The sequence below is a fragment of the Granulicatella elegans genome (assembly GCF_020735385.1).
Classification (GTDB): Bacteria; Bacillota; Bacilli; order Lactobacillales; family Aerococcaceae; genus Granulicatella; species Granulicatella elegans_B.
The window spans coordinates 1,254,850-1,280,773 of record NZ_CP085953.1 but is presented as its reverse complement, the minus strand read 5'-3'; the positions used below and the strand labels follow the sequence as shown (position 1 = coordinate 1,280,773).

The 25,924-nt window shown below is 33.6% G+C and carries 20 protein-coding genes; 3 read left to right on the top strand and 17 right to left on the bottom strand.

Features of this window, described 5'->3' with window-relative positions; translation table 11 throughout:
- Nucleotides 1–239 precede the first annotated feature (239 nt).
- Nucleotides 240–3,029: an isoleucine--tRNA ligase gene (ileS, locus tag LK443_RS06375; protein WP_227931109.1), complete on the bottom strand. Its 2,790-nt coding sequence runs from the start codon at nucleotides 3,027–3,029 to the stop codon at nucleotides 240–242.
- A 414-nt stretch (nucleotides 3,030–3,443) separates the two neighbouring features.
- Nucleotides 3,444–5,627 (bottom strand): peptidoglycan D,D-transpeptidase FtsI family protein, encoded by a 2,184-nt coding sequence (locus tag LK443_RS06370; RefSeq protein ID WP_227931108.1) that lies wholly within the window; start codon nucleotides 5,625–5,627, stop codon nucleotides 3,444–3,446.
- A 181-nt stretch (nucleotides 5,628–5,808) separates the two neighbouring features.
- Here LK443_RS06370 and LK443_RS06365 point away from each other — a divergent pair, with 181 nt between their 5' ends.
- Nucleotides 5,809–6,711, top strand: coding sequence for a TDT family transporter (locus tag LK443_RS06365; RefSeq protein WP_227931107.1), 903 nt, complete (start codon nucleotides 5,809–5,811; stop codon nucleotides 6,709–6,711).
- Nucleotides 6,712–6,765: 54 nt separating this feature from the next.
- Here the strand turns inward: LK443_RS06365 and LK443_RS06360 are convergent, their stop codons facing one another.
- The 11 genes from LK443_RS06360 to LK443_RS06310 all read right to left on the bottom strand — a co-directional run bounded on the left by LK443_RS06360 (nucleotide 6,766) and on the right by LK443_RS06310 (nucleotide 18,661).
- A complete protein-coding gene (locus LK443_RS06360; RefSeq protein ID WP_227931106.1) occupies nucleotides 6,766–7,224 on the bottom strand; it encodes a hypothetical protein in 459 nt (152 codons plus the stop codon).
- A gap of 11 nt (nucleotides 7,225–7,235) precedes the next feature.
- On the bottom strand, nucleotides 7,236–7,754 hold the full coding sequence (locus LK443_RS06355; protein ID WP_227931105.1) for a helix-turn-helix domain-containing protein: 519 nt from the start codon (nucleotides 7,752–7,754) through the stop codon (nucleotides 7,236–7,238).
- A gap of 149 nt (nucleotides 7,755–7,903) precedes the next feature.
- On the bottom strand, nucleotides 7,904–9,097 hold the full coding sequence (locus LK443_RS06350) for a toxic anion resistance protein (protein ID WP_227931104.1): 1,194 nt from the start codon (nucleotides 9,095–9,097) through the stop codon (nucleotides 7,904–7,906).
- A gap of 12 nt (nucleotides 9,098–9,109) precedes the next feature.
- Entirely contained in the window at nucleotides 9,110–9,793 is a 684-nt protein-coding gene (locus tag LK443_RS06345) for a 5-bromo-4-chloroindolyl phosphate hydrolysis family protein (protein WP_227931103.1), read from the bottom strand.
- 742 nt (nucleotides 9,794–10,535) lie between these two features.
- Nucleotides 10,536–13,157: a YfhO family protein gene (locus tag LK443_RS06340; protein ID WP_227931102.1), complete on the bottom strand. Its 2,622-nt coding sequence runs from the start codon at nucleotides 13,155–13,157 to the stop codon at nucleotides 10,536–10,538.
- A complete protein-coding gene (pgfS, locus tag LK443_RS06335; protein WP_227931101.1) occupies nucleotides 13,150–14,091 on the bottom strand; it encodes a glycosyltransferase PgfS in 942 nt (313 codons plus the stop codon). Before pgfS ends, LK443_RS06340 begins: the two co-directional genes overlap by 8 nt.
- A gap of 152 nt (nucleotides 14,092–14,243) precedes the next feature.
- The gene (locus LK443_RS06330; protein WP_227931100.1) at nucleotides 14,244–14,873 is read right to left on the bottom strand and encodes a TIGR01906 family membrane protein; all 630 of its coding nucleotides are present in this window, start codon (nucleotides 14,871–14,873) and stop codon (nucleotides 14,244–14,246) included.
- 2 nt (nucleotides 14,874–14,875) lie between these two features.
- Nucleotides 14,876–15,655, bottom strand: a complete 780-nt coding sequence (locus LK443_RS06325; protein WP_227931099.1) for a TIGR01457 family HAD-type hydrolase — start codon at nucleotides 15,653–15,655, stop codon at nucleotides 14,876–14,878.
- A 1-nt stretch (nucleotide 15,656) separates the two neighbouring features.
- The gene (locus LK443_RS06320; RefSeq protein WP_227931098.1) at nucleotides 15,657–16,442 is read right to left on the bottom strand and encodes a YutD family protein; all 786 of its coding nucleotides are present in this window, start codon (nucleotides 16,440–16,442) and stop codon (nucleotides 15,657–15,659) included.
- Between the two features lie 18 nt (nucleotides 16,443–16,460).
- The gene (ybaK, locus tag LK443_RS06315) at nucleotides 16,461–16,949 is read right to left on the bottom strand and encodes a Cys-tRNA(Pro) deacylase (RefSeq protein ID WP_227931097.1); all 489 of its coding nucleotides are present in this window, start codon (nucleotides 16,947–16,949) and stop codon (nucleotides 16,461–16,463) included.
- Between the two features lie 134 nt (nucleotides 16,950–17,083).
- Nucleotides 17,084–18,661, bottom strand: a complete 1,578-nt coding sequence (locus LK443_RS06310) for a peptide chain release factor 3 (protein WP_227931096.1) — start codon at nucleotides 18,659–18,661, stop codon at nucleotides 17,084–17,086.
- Nucleotides 18,662–18,828: 167 nt separating this feature from the next.
- Here LK443_RS06310 and nrdI point away from each other — a divergent pair, with 167 nt between their 5' ends.
- A complete protein-coding gene (gene nrdI, locus LK443_RS06305) occupies nucleotides 18,829–19,293 on the top strand; it encodes a class Ib ribonucleoside-diphosphate reductase assembly flavoprotein NrdI (RefSeq protein ID WP_227931095.1) in 465 nt (154 codons plus the stop codon).
- Nucleotides 19,294–19,417: 124 nt separating this feature from the next.
- On the opposite strand, the gene LK443_RS06300 is transcribed toward nrdI, so the two are convergent.
- Nucleotides 19,418–19,744: a helix-turn-helix domain-containing protein gene (locus tag LK443_RS06300; protein WP_227931094.1), complete on the bottom strand. Its 327-nt coding sequence runs from the start codon at nucleotides 19,742–19,744 to the stop codon at nucleotides 19,418–19,420.
- Between the two features lie 235 nt (nucleotides 19,745–19,979).
- Between LK443_RS06300 and LK443_RS06295 the strand changes: the two genes are divergently transcribed.
- Complete coding sequence (locus LK443_RS06295; RefSeq protein WP_227931002.1) at nucleotides 19,980–21,326, top strand: ISL3 family transposase; 1,347 nt, start codon at nucleotides 19,980–19,982, stop codon at nucleotides 21,324–21,326.
- Nucleotides 21,327–21,829: 503 nt separating this feature from the next.
- Here LK443_RS06295 and typA read toward each other — a convergent pair.
- The 3 genes from typA to LK443_RS06280 form a co-directional block, all read right to left on the bottom strand.
- On the bottom strand, nucleotides 21,830–23,680 hold the full coding sequence (gene typA, locus LK443_RS06290) for a translational GTPase TypA (protein WP_227931093.1): 1,851 nt from the start codon (nucleotides 23,678–23,680) through the stop codon (nucleotides 21,830–21,832).
- A 192-nt stretch (nucleotides 23,681–23,872) separates the two neighbouring features.
- Entirely contained in the window at nucleotides 23,873–24,670 is a 798-nt protein-coding gene (gene proC / locus LK443_RS06285; protein WP_227931092.1) for a pyrroline-5-carboxylate reductase, read from the bottom strand.
- Between the two features lies 1 nt (nucleotide 24,671).
- Nucleotides 24,672–25,919, bottom strand: a complete 1,248-nt coding sequence (locus LK443_RS06280; protein WP_227932460.1) for a glutamate-5-semialdehyde dehydrogenase — start codon at nucleotides 25,917–25,919, stop codon at nucleotides 24,672–24,674.
- Nucleotides 25,920–25,924 lie beyond the last annotated feature (5 nt).

The following is a 25,924-nucleotide window of genomic DNA, read 5'->3' as shown; positions in this document are numbered from 1 at the left end:
AAGAAAAAACGCGCCAAAAATTTTGGCGCGAACCCCCTAGGGGGTTATTCATACATTTTGTTTTATTAATCAAAAAGAGACGACTTAAGTCGTCTCAAAAAAGTCTAACTTTTTGGGGTCACTTCACCCCTCATTAGGAAAGAGCTGTTTTTTATTGTGGTAGCACAAACCATGAGATTCACTTTAGCGAAGCTGCTGGCGTCCTTGCTACTATATTAGAAAGTCATTTAAATAAAAATTTACTCTTCTTCGCTGTTAAGCGCTTCTGGATAAAATTCACGCACAATTGTCGCACAACGATGGCATAATGTTGGAGCATCTTCTAATGTTCCGACTTCTACTTTCACCGCACGGCAACGTTGACAAGTTTCTCCTTGTGCATGTTCCACAACAACTGAAACCCCTTCACCTTGAACTGCATTTTCAGGAGTTGCAGTTCCTACAGGAGCCACTTCTAATTGACTAACAATCAATAATTGAGCAACATCCGTTTGTAAGCTGTCTAATAAATCAGCCACTTCTTGAGTTGGATATAACGTAACTTTTGCTTCAAAGTTTTTACCAATTAATTTTTCATTACGAGCTTCTTCTAATGCTTTCAATACAGTATTACGAACTTTAAAGAATTCAGCCCAACGAGCTAAAATCGCTTCTTCTCCTTCATAATGAGTTACTTCAGGGAATTCTGCTAATTGAACATAAGATTCCTCTTCTTTTAAGTATTTCCATACTTCTTCAGTTGTATGCACTAAAATTGGACTCAATAATTTTGTTAATTTCACTAAGATATCATACAATACTGTTTGCATTGCACGACGTTCAAAGCCATTTTCTTGATCAATATACACAACATCTTTCGCAAAGTCTAAATAGAATTGTGATAAGTCAACTGTACAGAAGTTAATAACTCCTTGGTAAACCGTTGAGAATTGATAGTGATCATATGCTTTACGAATACTATCTACTAATTGATTGAATCGTACTAACATATATTGATCCACTGTACGTAAATTTTCAAATGCTACTGCATGAGTTTTAGGATCAAAATCAGTTGTATTAGCTAACATAAATCTCATTGTATTACGGATTTTACGATAAACTTCTGATACTTGATTTAAAATTTCATCACTAATACGAACGTCTGACTCATAGTCAACAGAACTTACCCATAAACGAATAATATCTGCCCCTTTACTCTTCATTTCTTTAGCTGGAGAAATAACATTTCCTAATGATTTACTCATTTTCTTTCCTTCCCCATCCATTACGAATCCTTGAGAAAGAACTGCTTTATAAGGTGCTTTTTTATGAACCGCCACACTTGTTGTTAAACTTGAGTTAAACCATCCACGGTATTGGTCACTACCTTCTAAATACATATCTGCTGGGAATGATAATTCTTCACGAGTTCCTAAAACTCCAGCATGAGAACTACCTGAGTCGAACCATACATCCATGATATCTAATTCTTTTGTAAAGATACCATTTGGAGAATCTGGATGAGTAAAGCCTTCTGGTAATAAGTCTTTTGCATCCCATTCAAACCATACATCTGAACCATGTTTTTCAAAAATTTGAGCAACATGTTCTGTTGTTTCAGGTGTAATAATTGGTTCACCATTTTCAGCATAAAATACAGGTAATGGAACTCCCCAAACACGTTGACGAGAAATAACCCAGTCGCCACGGTCACGAACCATATTATAAATACGAACTTGACCGGATGGATGATACCATTTAACGTCGTTTTCAATCACATCTAAAATTTCTTGACGGAATGCATCGATTGAAGCAAACCATTGAGGTGTCGCACGGAAAATAACTGGTTTTTTCGTACGCCAGTCATGTGGATAACTATGTACAAAATAACTTAAGTTTAATAGTGCACCTTTTTCAGTTAATAAATCTGTAATGACTTTATTCGCATCTGCATAGAACATACCTTCAAATCCAGGTGCTTCATTTGTATAACAACCTTGGCTATCTACTGGAGATAATACTGCTAAATGATATTTACGAGAATAATAGAAGTCGTCTTCCCCGTGTCCAGGAGCTGTATGTACTAAACCAGTACCCGCATCTAAAGTTACATAATCCCCATTCATTACTAAAGATTCACGTTCATAGAATGGATGCCAAGCAGTCATATATTCTAATGCACTACCTGGGAATTCCTGTAAAATTTCGACATTTTCCCATGATAATGTAGCTGTTAATGATTCTACTAAATCTTTAGCTACAACGAATGTACCCGCAGAAGTTTTCACTTGTGCATAAACATAGTCAGGATGAACGAAAATTCCTAAGTTTGCAGGAAGTGTCCATGGAGTTGTTGTCCAAATAACAAATGAAGTATCTTCACCAAGTAAGTCTTTTCCATCTTTTACTTTGAATGCTACATAAATAGAAGCACTTTCTACATCTTTATATTCGATTTCTGCTTCTGCTAATGAAGATTCACTAGATGGTGACCAATAAATTGGTTTTAATCCTTTATAAATATAGCCATTTTCAGCCATTTTACCAAATACACGAATTTGTTCTGCTTCAAATTCAGGTTTTAATGTTACATATGGATTATCCCATGTACCAGTTACACCTAAACGTTTGAACACTGTTCTTTGATTATCGATTTGACGCCAAGCATATTCTGCACATAATTTACGGAATTCTGCTACAGACATTTTTTTACGATTGACACCTTCAGCATTTGCTAAAGCTTGTTCAATTGGTAAACCGTGTGTATCCCAACCTGGAACAAATGGTGCACGGAATCCGCTCATTGATTTACTACGAACGATAAAGTCTTTTGAAATTTTATTTAATGCATGTCCCATGTGAACATCCCCATTGGCATATGGAGGACCATCATGTAATACGAAAGAAGGTTTACCTTCATTCTTTAACTGACGTTGCGCATAAAGGTTTGCTTCTTCCCATTCTTGTTGATAATCGATTTCTTTTGTAGGTAAATTTCCACGCATTGGAAATTCTGTTTTTCCAATTTGCAATGTTTCTTTCATTTTCATTGCATTTCCTCCTTTGTCTATAAAATAAAAAATCCCCTGCAAAAGCAGGGGCGAAAATTTCGCGGTACCACCCAAATTCTTGAAAAGTATTCAGTACTTTTCAACTTGGTAAATTGTTAACGCTATTTAGGCGATATTTCTTACTATTATTTCGGAAATATATCTCAGAGATGATTCTCTATCTTTGAGGGACATGCTAAACTTTCACCAATCATTAGCTCGCTAATTGTATCCAAAAATAGAACGTTCTCTTCTACGAATATCAAAATAATACGCTATTTTTATTAAAAATGCAAGTACTTAAGTTTGAAGAAATGTCTTTTCGCCGTAGCAGAAATCATGAGATTCGCACCGCGAAGCTGCTAGCGTCCACCGCTACATCAGAAAAGTCATAAATTATAGAACCTTCAAAAATTATTGTCCTTGTCTTCTTACTGGAGCGACAGGAACTTGATTGTTCGTAGTTTGTTGTTGTGTTGCTTGTTGTGCATTCGTTTGTCCATTAGCTGTTGTAGAATTTGTTGATGTCGTTGAACTTTCTTGATGGAAGTACGCATCATACACTTGTTTTGTAATTCCTGCTGCAAAGTCTGATGGAATTCCATTTGAAAAATATGGTGCAACAACTGATACAACAATTTCTGGATTATCAGAAGGTGCATAAGAAGCAAATGTCGAATTTTCTACTTCCTTTTGTTTAAATTGAGGTAATGGACCTCCATAGAACGCCTCTACCGTACCAGTCTTACCAGAAACAGATGGTGTATAATTTTTAAAAGTATACGCTGAAGTCCCATTAGAACCATGAGTTACACGATACAAACCTTCTTTAATATGATCAATCAAACTTGGTTCCACTTGTAAAGAATTCATAATTTTAGTTGGAATAACTGTTTCTAATTCACCAATTCCACCATCTTTTCCTGTTGCATGAATTTCTTTTACTAAACGTGGTGCAATACGTGTTCCTCCATTGGCAATCGTCGCCATATATTGCGCTAATTGTAATGGCGTGTATAAATCGAACTGACCGAATGCAAAGTCCAGTGCAGAGAAGGCAGCACCTGTTCCACCATTATAACCTTTTCCTTCATTTGGTAAATCAATTCCGGTACGTACTCCTAAACCAAACTGAGCATAGTACTCACGTAATTTATCAAAGACGCTAAGATTAATATTTAATTTTCCGCCTTTTTTATATTCATATTGACCGCCCATACGCATCGCCAATTTAATCATATAAACGTTTGAAGAACGTTCAATCGCATCCAAATCGGTTAATGGAATTTTCCCATCACGGTTAAATACAGAACTTTTTGGAGCAGAAGCTTCAAATTCAATCGGCTCATCGACAATCGTATTATCTTCTCGTGTAATAACTCCATCCATGTAAGCAGATAAAACTGTAGCTGCTTTAACTGCAGATCCCATCCCGAAAGAACCATTAATCGCACCTAGAGCATCATCTTCAATTCCAGTAACCACGTAATTTTCATTATATTTTTTCTTTTTACCAGTAATTCCTAAAATATCTCCAGATTTTGGATTCATTGCTACGACATATACACGGTCAGCTGTTGCATCAGATAAACCTTCTACAGCTTTTGTAACAATATCTTCTAATTTCTTTTGAAAATCAGTATCAATTGTCATCACTAAATTCGAACCGGCTTTTCCACCATAACGTTCTTCACGATTGACTATTTCACCACGATTATTCGTTTGGCTTTGAACCACTGTTTTTGTTCCGCTTAATACTGATTCATATTGTTCTTCTAAATAACTTGTTCCTACACGGTCATTTAATGAATATCCTTGTGTCAATAAAGAACGAACTCTATCAGAAGGTAACCCAGTTGTTTCAGATGATACAGAACCTAGAATCGTTTTCAGCATATCACCCATTGGATATTCACGATCCCAATCCGAATCAATATCAACACCTTTTAACTCTCCAAGACGTTCACTTATACGAGCAACTTCTTGTTCTGTTACAGAATCATTTTTAATCGTAACAGTTGATAAAGCATAAGCACTATTCATCTTCGTAAAAATGGCAATCGTTTGTTTATCACTATCTGAATAATTAATTTGATCTTCAGTTATATGTGCTAATTGCATTTCATATGTTTGACTATTCGATAAGCCTTCTTTTGTAATGCGCTTCTTCTCTTCAGCGGTTAATAACTTACTAGCATCGTCTGGATGAGTAGCAAACCAATAATCTTTTAAATCTCGCTCTCTTAATTTGCTAGTATCTACTGTAATGAATTCCGTTAATTTTTTAGCAGTTTCCAGCATGCTTTTCGCTGTGGCATCTGAAGAACGTGTATAATTAACGGCTAATTTTGGTTTATTTCCAACTAATATTTTACCTTTACTATCATAAATCGACCCTCTTGGAACTGCTTTTTTAGCAGTAGAAGTTTCTGTACGTTTCACTAAAGCGATAAAATCATCACCCTTGACTAATTGAACATACGCTAATCGTCCGATTAATACCATAAATGAAAAAAACACGATAAAAAATAATAAATTTAATCGAAATGGAATATGTGATTTTTTCTTTATAGGACGATTCTTTCTTTTATTAATCATGTATTCACATCCATCTTTTAATATTCACTGCTCTATTATAGCATAATTTAGGATGGGTTTCGTACTATTTCTATCAGAATTTAAAATTATTTAAACTTAATCAAATAAATTTAAAATTTAAAAATTTCACTTCATTCATTTTTATGTTATATTTTTCTCAAAAAGTTTATTGGAGGATTTTATGAAAAAGTTACCTTTAGCATTTTCTGGTTGCCTTCTAGGATTAGCTGGCGCTGGAAATCTTATCTCAGATACCTTGCCTGAATTATCTCATGTATTTAGTGTACTTGGATTAGGATTATGGATTATCTTCTTAATCTCACATTTATTAAATTGGCAAAATACTGCAAATGAATTAAAGAAACCACCAGTTTTATCTGGAATGGCTACTTTCCCTATGGCAGGAATGATTTTAGCTACTTATTTACTACGTACCGTTCCAAGTGTACCTCTCTTAGCACAAGTTCTTTGGTGGTTCTCATTCCTATTAGATATTGGACTAATCACTTATTTTACTATTCAATTATTATCTTCAAAAGAAAAAATTTATGCAACGCCATCTTGGACCGTATTATATGTTGGTATCGCAGTAGCCGCGCTCACTTATCCTGTTGTAAGAATCATTGAAATCGCCTATGCAACGATTATTTTCGGCTTTATCTTAACGTTTTATTTATATCCACGGATTTACAAAGATTTGAAGAAAAGGCCACTGCCAAATGAATTATTAGGACAAGAAGGAATCTATTGTGCTCCATTTTCGTTACTACTAGCTTCATTAGTACGTGTAGGTGGACATCAATTATTAACTTACTCCATCATCATGATGATCATTTCATCTCAAATATTTTTCTTTTTAGTCTTAAGTCGTTTACCACAAATTTTAAAGCAAGGATTTCAACCTGCATTTTCATCTTTAACATTCCCAACAATTGTTACAGCAACTTCACTAAAAATGGCTCAAGGAATTTTACAATTTCCTCTACTGAATTTATTCGTTACTATTGAAGTGTTCATTAGCTTAACGATTTTAATCTTTGTCTTATTTAGTTATCTAGTCTGGATGAAAAAATCTTCGTCTTAAAACAAGAAAGAGGTAGACACGATTTTCTCAGTGTCTACCTCTTATTTTTATCAATTAACGTAAAGCTCCTAATGTACGAGCAATTTCTTCAAAACTACTATTTGGTTGAATTTCAAATGTTCCTGCCAAAATATTTTCTGCAATATTATTTTCTAATAAATAATCTACAAAAGCTTTCGAATCAGTGATTACTCCTGCTTCTTTTAATTTACGAGCAACATCACTTGAAACTTCTCCACTCTCAACCGTAATTGTTACAGGTTTATTCGCAACTTTTGCTGTTGTTTTTGTAGTGGCTTCAGTTGTTTGAGTAGCTTTTGTTGATGCTACAGTCGTTTCTTTAGTCGTTTCTTCAGTCGTTTTAACAGTGTCTGTTACTAATGGTAAATGAACACTGTCTAATTGACTTTTCAACGATTCAGGAACAAATGGCCATGCTACAGTTGCTAAAGCTAAGAAAATTGCTGATAAAAGGAAACCTACACCTAAAGAGCGAAATTTTGTTTTACTCATAATACCCCTCCTTAATGTGAATCTGATTCAAAATAGCTATCAATCACTAATTGAACAGTTGAAACTGGTAAATTTAATTGTTCAGCAATTTCTTCATATGAACCACCATGACTAAATAAAGTCAAAATGTGTTTACGAGTAATACTGTGTAACTCTTCTTCTGGTTGTTCTGTTTGTGAAACAGTTGGCTCAGAAACTGTTGGCTTTGGTTCAAACATAGGTTGAACTTTCTCTTCTTTTTCTTCAAATCTTGGAGTAAAAGTTGGTTCTGGCCCAACTACTGGTTGTGGAATAAATGTAAATTCCGGTTCAGGTTGTTGAGCTTGTTCAACAGGAGCACGATAAATTGGTGTTCCTTCCAACTCTTGAATTTTTCTCTTTAAAGAATACACTTCTCGATTTAATTCTAACAAGCCTTCACTTAATTCATCTAATTCATCTTCATATTGATTGTCTTTTAAGAACAATGAAATGAATAAGAAAAATACTGCTAAAGCTAATAATGCTACTACTACGATCCAAACGTGCATTTTCTCACCTCATTAAAAATATATTTACTACCATTGTAAAGAATGTTCTTAAAAATCGCAAGTTTATTTTATTAAAAACAGATTACATCTTTACTACTGAATCATAATTCCTATTACAAAATAAGAAAATTACTCCACGTTTTTCCATATTAATCTTGGTGAATTTGTTTTTCTTTATGACTTAACACTAATAATTTTTGTCTTAAATCTTCTTCCATATTCGTTAATTCAACTTCTGCTTTTCTTCTTCTTGCTCTACCTTCTTGTTGAATCTTCAATGTTTCTTCTAATGTTTCAATTAAATCTTTTTGAGTTTTTTGTAATGTTTCTAAATCAATAATGCCTCGTTCATTTTCACGAGCTGTTTCAATTGTAGAAATTTTCAACATTTCTGAATTTTTTTGAATTAATTGATTTGTTGTTTCTGAAACTTGTCTTTGTGCCGTTACAGCATCTTTTTGACGTAATAAGGTCATCGCAATTGCAATTTGATTTTTCCATAATGGAATGGTTGTTGTAATCGATGATTGAATTTTTTCAGCTAATGCTTGGTTTGTATTTTGAATTAAACGAATTTGTGGTGCTTGTTGAATCGTCATTTGTCGCGTTAATTTTAAGTCATGATTTCTTTTTTCTAGACGGTCTAAAAATTGTTCTAAGTCATTTACGACTTGTACATCCATTTGGTCTCCTGTTACTCGTGCTTTTTCTAAAGCTTCAGGAATTAATGTCTCTTGTAATTCCGCTAATTTTATTTCTCCCGCTGCAATATAAATATTTAAAGCATCAAAGAAATCTTTATTACGTTGATATAATTGTTCCAATGATAAATTATCATTTAATAAACCATTTTTCTCGTGATCTAAACGAATTGCAATTTTATCCACCTGAGAACCAACTTCTTGATATTTAGCTTGCATTTCATAAATGCTCTTCTTAATTTTTCCAAAGAATTTTTGGAAGAATCCTTGATTTTCAGCTACTAAATCATTTGGATCTGTTTCATTTAAACGCTCCATTAAGTCATTTAAAATATCCCCAATTTCTCCAGTGTCTTTTGCTTGTACATGAGAAAGCATTTGGTGAGAAAATTCTCCTAATTGTTTTTGAGCTGCAGCCCCATAACTAATAATCGCTTGTAAATTTTTTTCATCAATTTGCTTCGCTAATGCACGAGCTTGCTCTTGATGTTTTTCATCCAATGTATCCATTAATTTCTTTGGACTTGCTTCCGTTTGTGTTGCTGGAAAATCGTGAGATACCTCTGATAATGGTGTTACACTCACTTGTTCTCCAAATGGATTTTGAATTAAATCTTCCACTGTTGTTTGTTTTTCTGTCATATATAGTTCCTCCTAAAAGTCTTCAAATTCTTCTTTTTGAGATTGTTGTTGAAGATGTTCTCGTTCTAAATTTAAATCACTAAAATCTTGTGCTTGGAATTTTTGATAATCTGCTTCAATCTGTAGACAACAGTCACCTATGAAGTCCATTGTTTGATCCAACATTTGGTAAGTTTCCTGTGTTTTAGAGATATGTTGTTCAATTTCAATATATTTTTCCATCATTTCTTCTAAACCTGGCAAATAAGTATTTAAAAACTTATCAACGGCATGCAATCGTTCCGGATGTTGGACGATTTCCTTGAAATAATCTTTTAAAACGGTGATGATTTGATAACGATTTGCAATCGCTTCTAGTTTATTATTTTGTTTTGTATAAACTTCAATTTGTTGAATTTGAATTTTTGCTCGATTCATCTTTTCTCTAAAGAAAGAAACATCACTTTCTGTTAAACCTGCTTTTTCATAAATCTCTTGTTGTTTTTCTGACGGGCCTTGTAATTCTTTTTCCTTATGTAGGTATGTTTTCCAATTTGGTGGATTCATTTCTTTGCGGAATAGCACATAGAAAAATATTCCATAACAAAGCAGAGCGAATAAAAACATTTCTGCTGTATTATCCATTTTTTCATAAACACCTACACTAACGGCTACAAAGAAAAATAGCTTAATGGCTTGAATCATATGTTTCTTCATAAGACTTCTCCTTTATCAACTCTCTTAAGAAAATTATAGCATATTCTCGTCCTACAACAATGGGACAAAAGTATGATTTCGTAATTTCTCTAAAGAAACTAAATATTAAAGAAAAAATTTTTTAGCTTGCAAAGGACGCCAGCAGCTTCGCATTGCGAATCTCATGGCTAGTACAAAATTTTTTCTTTAATATTTTTTACGTCTGTTTTAAAAACGTTTTCAAAAAAGTGTTTTATATTATAATGTAAGTATAATATAATAAAAGGAGTTGGTTATAATGTGTAAGATTAAGTCTTTAACGAAAGATGACAAATTGTTTTCAATCCTTCTTATTTTCAATTTACTATTTTCTTATTTTTATAGTAGATGTTCATTTCTGTGGATTCTCTATGAATTTTTCGTAGCAATAGGAATTTACTATTTATGTTTTAAATCATCTCTAAGTAAAAAGTTTTCTAAATTAACAAAAGCTTTTATAGGTTTCTGCTTAGTTATTCTTTTAATTGCTCCGCCATTATTTATTTTTAAAAATAACGCTTGGATTTACCGAACAAGCGAAATTATCGAATAAATATTAAAGAAAAAAATTTTTTAGCTTGCAAAGGACGCCAGCAGCTTCGCAGAAGCGAAGCTCTTGGCTAAAATTTGAGCCTCGGTCTCAAATATTCCTCTTTCATTTAATATTAACTAAAGACTCCTATCCGTTAACTGAGTAACCAATAGAAGTCTTATTGTAAAAAAACTATACCCACTTCTTGTAAATCAAGCCAAGAAATACAATCAGTGAAACGATGGAAATCACTACTCCTATCTTCCATCCTTCTGGAATGAAACTTAATTCAATCGTATGTTCTCCATTCGAAATCGCAAAACCTAGTAAACTATTCCAAATCTTTCTTGTTTCAACGACTTTTCCATCGACTTTTACACTCCATCCTTTATCGTATGGAATCGAAGTAAACATTACACTACTATCATCTGTAATTGTAACGGTACCTTGAATATGAGAATTATCCCAATGAGTCAGCTTCAATGCTTGACTTTGACGTTCCTGAATAAAACGATTGGAAACAGAGCGATTGGATTTGACCAATCGAACGCCACTAAAGGAATAATCTTCGTCCGTATTCACTTCGATTTTAAATTCAATTGGCTTATCCATTGATTGAGAAGCAATATTGAGGAATTGAGTCGCTTGATAATTATTTAAGAAATGAAATTCTTCACCATTCAGAAAAATTCGAATAAGATTTGTATCCGTTCTTGAAAAACGTGTTGGTAACGTAACCCAATATTCTTCATCTGTTTGTGGCGTTAAATGATACGTGATACTAGCTGGTTTGGTCGAATCCTTTCTACGATAAGTTTCTGTTCGATCGGTTGCTTGAAAATTATCCGTTGTAATATCATTTGCCGCTAACATTTCCAAATATTTCTCTTGTTCTCCTAGTTGTGCCATTGTAATTTTGTTATAGGTCTGTATTGGTTGATTCATTTTAAATTCTAATGAAGCTAGTTTTTCATTCACTCCAAATGCTATTGGAAGAGTTTGTGGAATTTGAAATACTTCTGTACGCTCTTCTTCGTAAACAACAGGCGTGTTTTCTGTTAAATCTAAACGAGTGGCATAGTTTCCAAATACATACATTTTACTTGTATCGGGATAATCCTTCGTGTAGACCGGCTTTGGTGTCATCCAATATTTCAAACTAAAAATGGCATCACTTAATGGGGTTCCATAATAATAAGTCGTCGCATTAATACCGGTATTACCTAATTGTTCAAATAAATCTCTTGTGGAATTTTCAAGATTAGAACTAAATACAGACATTCCTGGATAATCTGCCATAAAGGGATCATTTTTACTTAAATGGAAGCTTCCTTGAATACGATAAAATTCCTTATCATTTGGTCGAATAGGTGCTACTGCCGTTTGTAATTGTTTTACCGCATCTTGATATTTATACGCATCCGTATATCCTACTCTCGATTGGACAATCGTTGCATTCATCATTAATTCAATTGCTGTGACTGCTGCCAAAAATGCCCATCTTTTATTGATTTGAGGCCATACTAAAATCGATAACATCACAAAAATTAATGCGACTGTTGCAATTTTTTGTGGAACAATTAAGAAGGAATACTGTCTCGTCATTACGATAGCAAACAGTACTAATGTCCCACCTGCAATAACGATGGACGATTTCCAATGTAATTGGTCGACTTCTCTTAAAGCTAAATACGCTAAATAAACTAAGAAAAACGCCATTATCCATGAGAAGCGATAAAAAAATCCTGCAGGATTTTGTCCCATATGCCATAATTTACTCGTAAATTCATGAATACAAGATAGGATAAAAATAGCTAAAACAAAAAGTGAAGCTACTTTCTCTCTGCGTTGAATAGTAGAACTGATAAAATAATAAATCGTCCCCATTATTCCGAGCGTTCCCACATAAATATTTGGTAAATTTGGGCCTGCCGGCCAAGAAGAATTATCAAATGCTCCTAAAAATAATTTAGAAAAAATATCTAATGGATCAATTTGTAATTTCCATTCAAATAATAACTTACTTTCAAGTCCACCTTTAGTAGAAACTAAACTCATCAAAATCGGAACAAGAATAAATGCCACTAATCCGACAGCTAAAATCGAATAAAATCCTAGTTGAAGCAATTGAAGAAATCCTTGTTTAAACGTTCTATCTTTTGATTTGAATAAATAAAATAAGGCATAGATAACTACAAATATACAAATCATATATCCCATGTAAAAATGCAGTAATAAAGCTAGGGCTAACAATAACATATATCGTTTAGCACCTGTTCTATCCAATACTTCTTCTACCCCCATTAATACCAGTGGCAACATAATCATGCCATCATAAAAGATAGGATTCATTTGATAACTGACATTAAAACCATTCAAAGCATACAAACTTCCAAATATAGGAAGAAATGCTGGATTTTTTTCTAAACCATTATATCGCTTCACAAAAAAATGTGTCCAAGTAAGTCCCATCACTCCATATCGAAGACCAATGGTTAACATAACTGCCCATTGAAAATTTTGCTCTGAAAAGAAAAAATACAATACATTAAACGGACTAATTAAATTAAATCCCCAAATACCCAACATTCCCCCACCAATGGATTTTGAAAAGGAATAGAAAAAACTATTCCAATTTCCATTTAAAAAGAAATGTTTTAAATAAGCATATAAACCAATATATTGCGCATTAAAGTCCACTGCCATCAATGATTTTGCACCAAAAGGGAAAAATCCATTAATGATCCACGAAACAAGCATAATGCCAATTGGTAGGAAGAAACTCGTTAAGTAAACTACTTTCTTTTTACTCATCTTTCTCCTCCTCAAAATTCGTTTTATCCACTAAATAGTGAGGACGTTTTTTCACTTCATAATAAATTTTCCCGATATATTCTCCTAAAACTCCAATTGAAATTAACTGAATTCCTCCTAGTAAGACAACTGCAAAAATCGTTGTAAAATAGCCACTCACTAAAGAAGTCGGATCGATAAGATATTTAATGAACATCCACACGATATATAGCACAGATAATAATAAACAACCCAGTCCTAAATTAATACACGCGCGTAATGGTTTATCATTAAATGATAAAATCCCTTGAATCGCATAATTCCATGAAAATTTTAAAGAATATTTCGTTTCTCCAATTTCACGTACATGATTTTCATATTCAATGACTTTTTCCTTGAAACCAATCCATGAGAAAAGTCCTTTTGAAAAACGATTATATTCATTCAATGATAAAATCGCTCGCACTGCTTTTCGACTAAATAGACGAAACTCAGAAATTCCATCCGTTAAAGGTGTATCCATTAGTCGATTCGCTAATTTATAAAAACGATTCGCTAGAAAAGTACGAAACTGACTTTCACCTGTTCTAGTTCTACGACCACTCACTACATCGTACCCTTCACGGTAAGCTTCAATCATTTGAGGAACCAGTGCAGGTGGATGTTGTAAATCTCCATCCATTAAAATAACGGCTTCACCCGTTGCATATTGTAATCCTGCAATTGTGCCAGCTTCTTTCCCAAAATTACGGCTAAAACTCAAATAGCGAACTCTCTCATCATTCTTGGCAATTTCTACTATTTTTTCAAAAGTTTTATCTTTACTTCCATCATCAATTAAAATAATCTCAAATTCTTCTGTTGTTTGTTGATTTAGTACATGAACTAATTCACTGTACATTTTTTCAATCATTCTTTCCTCATTATAAAAAGGAATCACTACTGATATTTTCATACTTTCTCCTCGGTTTTCTATTCTCTTCCTCGTTATCATACCATGTTTTAATTTTTTTTAGTATGAGAAAAGTGTAAAAGAAGTATAAAAAAATACCTATCGCTTAAAGTCACCTCTAAACGATAGATAATCACGAAATGTTGTAGTCTTATTTACATCTGTTCTTGTTTTCGAATCCATCTTAGAATTCCCATAATTCCAAAGACAAGCCATAGAAACACGATTAAAAAACAAATCATAAAAAATTCTTCTGGCAATACTTCGATAATTGGATCTAATCGTGGATCAAAAATCCATGCTGAATTATGGAAAAATAATTCGTGGAATTTTACAAAAATTACATCGAAAAAGCTTACTAAGCATACAACAAATAATAATGTAGCATATAATATTCCTTTTAATGGCGTGAGTAACAGGAATAATTTTCTTTCTTTTTTAAACCTATTTATCCCAACAAATGAAACAATTGTAGAAATCACTGCAATGACAAAATTAATCATAAATAATCGTTTCACTTCTTCAAAGTGAAATAGTCCTTGAGGAGAACTTGGAAAATCTGGCATCACTAATTCCTTAATCCATGGTCTTGTTAAATACGATATCAATACATGATAATTCTCCATTAATGTTGCTGTAGAAATTCCACTATGCTGTTCTAAGCCAAATAATAAAATGACACCTCGAAATAGTGGTTCAAAAAAGATGACAAAGGAAATCGCCGTACTTAATAAAAACAATGCTAATACAATCGAAAAACTCCATCTTTTAATGGTTGTAGACATGCTTATACCTTCCACTCACTTAAATCATTCACTAAATGCGTAGGTTGTGCAACTCCTTCTAAATCTCCTCGTGTAGAGAATCCTGTTAGAACCATTAAAGTATCCATTCCATATTGAATTCCAGCTTGAATATCTGTTTGGTAATTATCACCCACCATTGCAATATCTTCTTTTGTAAACTGTTGCTCTGGATATTGTTGATTTAAATAATTCAAAGCTGATTCCATAATAATACTACTTGGTTTTCCCATCACAATTGGCTCTTGTTGTGTAGACATTTTTAAAAATGCTGTAATAGAACCTGATCCAGGAATAAATCCTTTTTCACTTGGGAGATTAGAATCAATATTTGTTACAACAAATTTTGCTCCTGCACGAATGGCTAAAGTGGCTGCTTCTAATTCAGCATAAGTTGTTTCACGATTTAGTGACTGTAAAACAACATCTGGATTTTCCCCTACTAGTTCATATCCTCTTTCTACTGCTTGAGTCTTTAACGCTTCTTCTCCGATAATCATTAATTTTCTGCCAAAGTTTTGACTTTCTAAAAAGTCCATGGCAGCGACTCCACTTGTATACACTTCATTTTTTGTCACTTCTACTCCATAATTTTCTCTCAAGTTATCAGCGACTTGCTGTGGTGTTTTTGTAGCATTATTCGTTACAAATAAAAATGGAATATTGGCTGCTTGTAAACGACGAATAAACTCTTCTGCTGTTGGAATGCGTTCTTTTCCTTTGTACATTGTTCCATCTAAATCAATAAAATATGCTTTATACATGCTAATTCCCTCTTTTTTGTGGCTTTTCTCGAATATCAAATCTCTTATTAGGATGATTATTTTTTTGCTTCGTCGGTGCATTTTTAGAATACTTCGATTGATCAACTTCCTTCATTGAAAAATTACGATTTTGACGTTTATTTTTCATTGATTGTAGAGAAGGTTGACTTTCCAGATGTAAACTTTCTTTGTGTGTCATTTCTTTCAAACCAAAATCTTGTTTTGATGCTTCTTTCATCTCAAAATTACGTTTTTTAGAATTAAACCGATTATTTTTTTGTGTATTACCCTTAAACGTTTTTTCTCCTACTCGTTCATTGTTAAAACGCTTCGTATTTCGTTTTTGTTGTTTATTTTTTGGCCGTTTTGGTATTCCTTCTTCTACCGCAACTGATTTTACATTTGGGTCTCTCTGAAGTACAAAATAACGACATCCAAAATTGCAAAATTCGTATAAATACTCTTGTAAACAAGCAATATCCTTATCCGGAGTGGCTAATCGATTTTTGGATTCATAAAATCCTTTTAGTCGTAATTTTTCATGTCCCCAATCACCAACAATGTATTCATACTTATCAAAAATATCTTGATAACGAGCATTAAAGGTATCTAATTCAAATCCTTCACGGTAATCTTCAACAATTTCATAATGGACTTCTTTAATTTTGACATGAGTTTCGTCTACCCAAAATACGACACGTTCTATTTCTTGTTCTTGAGGTGCGACAATTTCTTCTAACACTTCATTTAGTTCAGTCATTGTGATTTCTTCTTTTACTTCACTCATATAAAATCCTTTCTTCGGTTAATTTTCTAGATTATCAAACCACTCAGCTCTAGTTAGCTGTTGTAAATCTTCTGGTCTTAACTCCATTTGTATGCCTCTCTTACCTGCTGAAACTCGAATCGTATCTTGTTCTTTAGCACGTAAGTCAATATAAATTGGAAAACTTTTCTTCATTCCGACAGGTGAACATCCCCCTCGAATATATCCAGTCAAACTTTCTAATTGAGATACTGGGATTAGTTCTACTTTTTTATTGTTAGAAGCTTTTGCTAAAGCCTTCAAATTCAATTCATGATTAGCTGCAACACAAGCTACTAAATAACCCGTTTTGTCCCCATGTAATACAATTGTTTTATAAACTTGATCCACTGAAATGCCCATCTGTTCACTCACATGAACGGCATCTAAATGTTCTTCGTCCCATTCATATTCGAAAATTTGATACTGAACTTTTTGACGTTCTACCATACGAATGGCATTTGTTTTAATATTTGCTTTCTTTTTCATAATCTCCAACTCCTACTGCATTAGTGTATCATATTTTCACTTGAAAATCAGTTAGATTTCCCTAAACTTATGAAAACACGAAATAAAACCGTAGAGAAAGAAACATACTATTTCTTCCTCTACGGTAAGTTTCATTAGAATAATGATTTTAATTCAATCGATGGATGTTTATCTTTAAACCAATTTAACGCAAATTGATTTTCAAATAAGAATACTGGTTGGTCGAATCTGTCTCGACATAATAAGTTACGGCTTGAAGACATATTAGGATCTAAGTCTGCTTCATCAATCCAACGAGCAATTTTGCTTCCAATTGGTGTCATCACTACTTCCGCATTATATTCATTCATTAAACGATATTGGAATACTTCAAATTGTAATTGACCAACCGCTCCAAGAATATATTCACCAGTATGATAAGTTTTATATAATTGGATGGCTCCTTCTTGCACTAATTGTTCAATTCCTTTATGGAATGATTTTTGCTTCATCACATTTTTAGCAGCCACTTTATTGAATAATTCCGGTGTAAATTGTGGAAGTGGTTCAAATTGAATCGCTTGTTTTCCACTATAAATCGTATCTCCAATTTGGAAATTCCCTGTATCGTATAACCCGATAATATCCCCAGCAACTGCCGCTTTTACCGTTTCACGAGCATCCGCCATGAATTGTGTTGTATGAGATAATTTCATTTTCTTTTGAGAACGATTAACGGTAATATCCATTCCCGGTGTAAATTCTCCAGAACAAATTCGTACAAATGCAATACGGTCTCGGTGAGCAGGATTCATATTTGCTTGAATTTTGAAAATAAACCCACTAAATTGTTCTTCTAATGGTTCAACTTTTTCACCAGATTCTGTTTTCTTAGCTGAAGGACTTGGCGCAAAATCCACAAAGGCATCTAAAAATGTTTGTACACCAAAACCTGTTAAGGCAGAACCGAAGAATACTGGTGTTAATTTTCCGTTTGCAATCGCTTCTTCACTAAAATCATTTCCTGCTTCTAATAATAATTGAGCATCTTCAATGACTTGTTCATATAAAGTTGATTGTTTGAATGCATAATTCCCTTCAACTTCTCCATCTTCATTCAATGGTAAGAAGTCATTATCCCCATTTTCTTCCGGATGCATTAATTCTACACGCTTATTATAAATATCATATAAGCCTAAAAATGTTTTTCCCATTCCCATTGGCCAGTTCATTGGATAAGCATCAATGCCTAATACTTCTTCTAATTCGGCAATCAACTCTAATGGTTCACGACCATCACGGTCTAATTTATTAATAAACGTAAAAATTGGAATGCCACGCATACTACAAACTTCGAATAATTTCTTTGTTTGAGGCTCAATCCCTTTTGCACTATCAATGACCATGACTGCACTATCTACTGCCATTAATGTACGATACGTATCTTCAGAGAAATCCTCGTGCCCTGGTGTATCTACGATATTAATATGATTCCCATCATATTCCACTTGCATTACAGAACTCGTTACAGAAATCCCACGTTGTTTTTCAATTTCCATCCAGTCTGATTTTGCGAATTTACCAGTTTTTTTCCCTTTTACAGTACCCGCTTGACGAATCGCTCCACCATATAATAATAATTGTTCAGTAATCGTTGTTTTCCCCGCATCCGGGTGAGAAATAATGGCAAAAGTCTTACGTGAAGAAACTTCTGCAGCTAATTGATTTGACATGTATATAACTCCACTTCTATATTTTTTCTAATCGTTTCTTTAGTATTATAGCCGATTTTACAGTTTTTGAAAAGCAAGGTCTTGCGTAAATTCACATTTTAAGATTCAAGAAACTCCATTGTTTTTTCATTTATTTATGCTATGATAATACAAAAGGGAGGGGTTTTATGACTCAATCATTATCAATCGCATATATTAGCTTAACAGGGAATACTCATAGTTTTGTTACAAAGTTAGTCGATTATTTCAAATTTCAACAATCCTCTTTACAAATCCAATTAATCAATGTTAAAGATTTAATTCGAGATCATACAGAATTTTTCGAATTAGAACACTCCACTATTGCTTTCCTACCAACTTATTTAGAAGGAGGAAATGGTGTAGACACAGGCTATACTGAAATTCTAACAAATCCTCTTGGAGATTTCCTTGCCTATCATGATAATTACAAAAAATGTTTTGGCATTGTCGGTAGTGGAAACCGCAACTTTAATAAACAATTCTGTTTAACCGCTCGCCAATATTCTGAGCGATTCCACTTCCCTGTATTAGATGAATTTGAATTACGTGGTAGTCAAAGAGATATAGAACGAATTGGGCAAATGATACTTGAAAAATTAAATACACTATAGCAAAAGAGACGATTTTCATCGTCTCTTTTTTGCTTTCTAACCACTTTTGAAGTTTGTAAATCGTTAGAGAATTCTCATTCAAATATTACTCTTCTTCTTTTTTCTTTAATAAACTTCTTCCCAATCATCCAATCAATTTCCCAATGACCAAATTCTGTTCGATCTTGAATAATTTTAGGACGTTCATCAATTTCTCTCGTTTATTTTTATAATGTTCGTGACCTGTTTCAGCGAAATATTCCTTATAATAAATAACCTTTGCGTTTTTGATTTTCATTTGTGTAACAGTTCCACGTTTTAATTCACGACTAATCGTAGAACGATTTCTACCAAGTTCTCGTGCAATTTCTGATTGGGATGTTCCCTGTTTATGAAGTACCTCGATTTTTCCTCTTTCGATGGCTGAAAGATAATTGTAATATGATTTTGTGGTACTATTTTCTTTAGACATCACTATCACTCCTATGCTTTGTTTTCGTCGACTTAAGTCTATCAGATAGTTATGTCTTTTTGTTGCACTTCATTTTACAATTCAACAAAAATTACTCGATGTGTCGAACAACCATTAAAAATAATAGCTTCAGCAATAAGACTCGCTTCAACGAATCTGCTTGTGCCGTAGCTACTATAAACAAAGGTTGTTCGACAAATCCTGTTGGTGAGAAATCACCGACAGGATTTTTTACATGCAAAAAAGAGAAATCCGAGTTATGATTAAGTCGACTAAAACAAATCAAAGGAGGATTTCTCTCATGGACTATTGTATACGAAAATTACTAAGATTAACAGAAGAAAATTTTATTACGGATGAAAATTGGTTAGAAATCGTGACAGAAAACAATGAAACAGTTCATAAAATTAATGGAACTTGGACAAGTGCTTGTACTTCTTGTCTATATTGTTCTAGCGAAAATGTGATGAAACATTCTCCTATGGAACATAAAATTAGAATTCCACACCTATTTGGACATAAGACTATTTTAGACCTTAAAGTACAACGATTCATCTGTAAAGATTGTCATAAAACATGGGTTGCAGATTGCCCTCTTGTTCCAAAAAATAGTAATATTTCTTATGATTTAGAGTGTCAAATTATGTTGTATTTAAAAGAAAACTTCTCTAGAAAAGCAATCGCTAAACTCCTTTCAATTTCTGATAAGACTGTTGAAAGAGTGATGAAAAAGTTTAAAATAAAAACAATGCAGCAGTATCATTATTTACCTAAAGTGCTTTGTTTAGATGAATTTAGAGGCGTTAAAACGCAACAAGGGAAAATGAATTTCATTTGTTTAGATGGAGAAAATCGCCAATTAATTGATATTTTGCCTGGTAGAACACTTCATGAAATGATTTCATTCTTTATGAAGTTTTCTCGTAAACAACGTTTAAAAGTAAGATATTTAGTGATGGATATGAATGCTTCTTATCAAAACCTTATTAAAACAGTATTTCCAAATGCTGTTATCGTAGTAGATCGATTCCATATCGTTCAACATATGAATCGTAATTTTAATCAACTGCGCATTGTGATTATGAAGCAATTCTCAGCGAAATCAACACAACAGAAGACATTGAAACGTTACTGGAAAGTACTCTTAAAGCCTAGTGATGAATTAGATGAAGAAAAATTAAGGTACAATTATCACTTCAAAACCTATCTTACTCAAGCTCAATTGGTAGAAAAATTATTGAGTTTTGACGAAGTGTTATCAGATGCATATGATTTCATTCAAGAACTTAGAAAAGCCTATAAAAAGAAAGATTACGAGGCATTTATGACATGTATAAAGGAAATTCCAAAACAATTACCTTATGAATTTAAGAAGAAGTTTGAAGTGTTTAAACGTTTTAAGAATGGGATTTATCAAGCTTTTACGACAGGATATTCCAATGGAGCTATTGAAGGAACGAATAATCTCATTAAAGTAATTAAACGTGTTGCATATGGATATCGAAATTTTGAGAATATGAAATTAAGAATCAAGATTATTAAAGGTTGTTTCTTTACCCCGGTCAATAGAAAGTCATTATGAGTTAAAAAAGTATGTATAGAGTCGTTTTAACTTGACAATGAGCCTCCATGGGCATGTTGAATTGGGGGAAGCGAAAAATAATATCAAATTTCACAGCCCCCAAACCGCTAATCGCGGATAACATGCCCCTGCTCATTATAAAGTTAAAACTAGATTTCGTTCATAGTTATGTTTGTGGTTGATTGTTAAATTAATTAAATCGTTAATTTTCTTCCACTTTGTTCATTTAAAATGAAAGACTTAATTTGGTGTTAAATTTAATCCACCAACAGAATTTGTCGATGAGCCTAAACAAAATCAAATTATATTCGTACACTTATAAAAACACGTTCAAAATAGAAAATGACTTTGCACAGTAGCTTTAGTAATAAAATCCATTGATGGATTTTATCACCGGAAAATTTGAGACCTTAGGCTCAAATTTTAGCAATGAGCCTCGCATAAGCAAGGCTACTTGCGACGTAGCTACTATTAGCAAAGTCAATTTCTATACAGTGTAAATATTAATGATTCTCAGCTTCCGCTTGTTTTTTACGTTTATTTGCTTTTTCACGCTCACCTTTGTTTAAAATTTGTTTTCTTAAACGAATTGTTTCTGGTGTGATTTCGCAATATTCATCATCTGATAAGAATTCTAATGATTCTTCTAATGATAATTTCTTCGGTGTTTTAATGACAGATGTTTGGTCTTTCGTTGCTGAACGAACATTTGTTTGTTGTTTTGCTTTCGTAATATTAACCGCTAAGTCATTTTCACGAGAGTGTTCTCCAACAATCATTCCTTCATAAATTTCAGTACCTGGTTCAGTAAAGATTACTCCACGGTCTTCAACACCCATAATTCCATAAGTTGTTGATTTACCAGTATCTGTAGAAACTAATGCACCATTTCTACGTCCACCAATATTTGCAGCAATATATGGTAAATATTGATCGAATGTGTGGTTCATAATTCCGTATCCACGAGTCATTGATAAGAACTCCGTTGTATATCCTAATAATCCACGAGCTGGCACTAAGAATACGATACGAACTTGTCCATTTTCACTATGTTGCATATCTTGCATTTCACCTTTACGATTACTTAAAGATTCGATAATTGAACCCATATATTCTTCTGGAGTATCGATTTGTACACGTTCAAATGGTTCACATTTTACGCCATCAATTTCTTTAATAATTACTTCTGGACGAGATACTTGTAATTCATATCCTTCACGACGCATATTTTCAATTAAAATTGATAAGTGTAATTCTCCACGTCCTGATACAATCCATGCATCTGGTGAATCCGTTGGTTCTACTTTTAAAGATACATCTGTTTGTAATTCACGCATTAAACGTTCTTCGATTTTACGTGCTGTTACAAATTTACCTTCACGTCCTGCAAATGGTGAGTTGTTTGTCAAGAATGTCATTTGTAATGTTGGTTCATCAATGTGTAAGACTGGTAATGATTCTTGTGCATCTACTGGTGTTACAGTTTCTCCAACGAAGATATCTTCCATCCCTGAAACAGCGATTAAGTCTCCTGCTTTTGCTTCATTGATTTCTAAACGGTTTAATCCGAAGAAACCAAACAATTTTGTAACACGGAAGTTTTTCTTAGTTCCATCTAATTTTAATAGAGATACTTGATCCCCCACTTTTACAGTTCCACGGAATACACGGCCGATACCGATACGTCCAACATATTCATTATAGTCTAATAATGATACTTGGAATTGTAAAGGCTCATCTGAATTATCAATTGGTGCTGGAATATGTTCGATAATTGTATCGAATAAATAGTCCATTGTTTGTTCTTGATCTGCAGGATTATCTGACATACTAGAAGTTCCGTTTAAGGCTGAAGCATAAACTACTGGAAATTCTAATTGATCATCATCTGCTCCTAATTCAATAAATAATTCTAATACCTCATCGACAACTTCTTCTGGACGAGCAGCGTCACGGTCGATTTTATTTACAACTACGATTGGTGTTAAATGTTGTTCTAATGCTTTTTTCAATACGAAACGTGTTTGAGGCATTGTTCCTTCATAAGCATCAACTACTAAAATTACTCCATCCACCATTTTCATAATACGTTCTACTTCTCCACCAAAGTCCGCGTGTCCTGGTGTATCCATGATGTTAATGCGAGTACCTTTATATTGAACAGCAGTATTTTTTGCTAAAATCGTAATACCACGTTCACGTTCAATATCGTTTGAGTCCATTGCACGTTCTGATAATTCTGTACGTGCGTCCAGCGTTTCGGATTGTTTTAATAATTCGTCTACTAATGTTGTTTTACCATGGTCAACGTGAGCGATAATGGCAATATTACGAATATCATTTCTTAATTTCATGTTTTCCTCCAATTTGTAACAAAATGAAAGTGATGGAATACGCTTAAAAAGGGAATTTCCATCACTCAAACCTCTTTTCAACTCAGAAATTATACTACAAAAATCTCACAAACTCAATTCATATGATTATTTAACACATAGATTTGTATGATTTTTTTCACATCAGTAAAAATTGAGTTCATGTTAACTTCTTCATTGACCTAATTCTTCTGTTCTTTGTTTAGCACGTCTAGTTGCTTCAATGACACTTGATCGAAATCCTGTTTGTTCCAATGTAATCACTCCAGCGATTGTTGAACCACCAGGGCTACATACTTTTTCTTTTAAAACAGCTGGATGCTCCTTCGTTTCATCTACCATTGACGCAGAACCTTTCACCGTTTGAGTCGCTAATTGCAGGGCTACTCCTCTCGATAAGCCCATACTCACTCCTGCTTCTGCTAATGATTCAATAAAAATATAAACAAAGGCTGGCCCACAACCTGCTAATGCTGTGGCAGCATCTATTTGAGATTCCGGTAATTCAATTACAGTTCCACCCGATTGCAATAATTGAAGAAAGACTTCTTTATCTTGTTGTGTTGCTTTTTTTCCTAGAGAAAAACTAATTACACCTTCTGCTACTTCTAACGGTGTATTTGGCATCATACGAATCCAACGATGACGAGTATCTGTCATGGATTGTAACTGTTCTAAAGTCACACCTGCAGCCATACTAATTAATAGGATAGACTCTCGTTTTTGTAAGATATATTTATTTTCTTCTAATAACTCTTGAATTTGATTTGGTTTAACGCCTATGAAAATAATATCTGTTTTTTCGAATACTTCCCTATTTGTGACCGCTGTTGCCTCTAATGACACTGCTAGTTTCTTTGCTTTTTCAGCTGTACGATTTGCTAGTAACAAAGTATTAGCTGTTTCTTTAGCAACAATTGTTGCAATCATACTTCCCATATTTCCTAACCCAACAACTCCAATAATTGCCATCTTATCTCACCTGACCTTCTCCATACACAATATATTTATAAGTTGTCATTTCTTTTAACCCCATTGGCCCTCTAGCATGTAATTTTTGAGTGGAAATTCCCATTTCACATCCTAAACCAAATTCACCACCGTCGGTAAAGCGTGTCGAAGCATTGACATAAACTGCAGCACTATCGACTATCGTTGTAAAAAATTCAATCGCATCATCCGATTCAGAAATAATCGCATCGGAATGGTGAGTACTATGCGTTTCAATATGATCGACTGCTTCTTCAATCGAAGTCACAACTTTCACAGCCATAATGTAATCAGAAAACTCTGTATCAAAATCTTCCTCTGTAGCTTTCTCTCCTGAAATGTATTGAGCTGCTTTTTCATCAACTCGTAACTCAACAGCCGGAGTATGATTGTCCACTAACGTTGCTTTTAATAACGGTAAAAATTGAGGCGCAATGGCTTCATGTACCACGCAAACTTCCATAGCATTACATACGGATGGACGACTCATTTTTGCATTTTCGACAATTTTTATCGCTTTAGCTAAATCTGCATCTTTATCAATATAAATGTGCACAATTCCTGTTCCTGTTTCAATCACTGGGACAATCGCATTTTCAATAACTGCACGAATTAATCCAGATCCACCACGAGGAATTAACACATCGATATAGCCTTTCGCTTTCATTAATGCCATTGCACTTTCTCGACTCGTATCACTAACTAATTGAATACATTCTGGAGAAATACTCGTTTTCGCTAATCCTTTTTTCAAGGCTGTCACAATCGCAAAAGCACTTTGATAAGCTTCCTTCCCACCTCTTAATACAACGGCATTTCCACTCTTAATCGATAATGCTACTGCATCTGATGTAACATTAGGTCTGCTTTCATATATAATTCCAATAACACCGAATGGCACTCTCTTTTTCTTAATTTGAATATTTTGTGCCCCAACTGTTTCTTCAATGATTTCTCCAACTGGATCTGGTAATTGAGCTACTTGTCGAATTCCTTCAGCCATTGCTTGGATTCTAGATTCATCTAATCTCAAACGATCCAGCATCACGTCAGAAATATGTCCCTTCGCTTTTTCTAAGTCTAATGCATTTGCTTCTAAAATAGCATCTGTATCTTCTAATAAAGCTAGAGCCATTGCTTCTAATGCTTCATTTTTTGACTCTGTTGAAGCAATATTGATTTCTTTTTTAAAACGATTCACTGTTTCTAATAATTGTTGTGTAGTCAATATACATC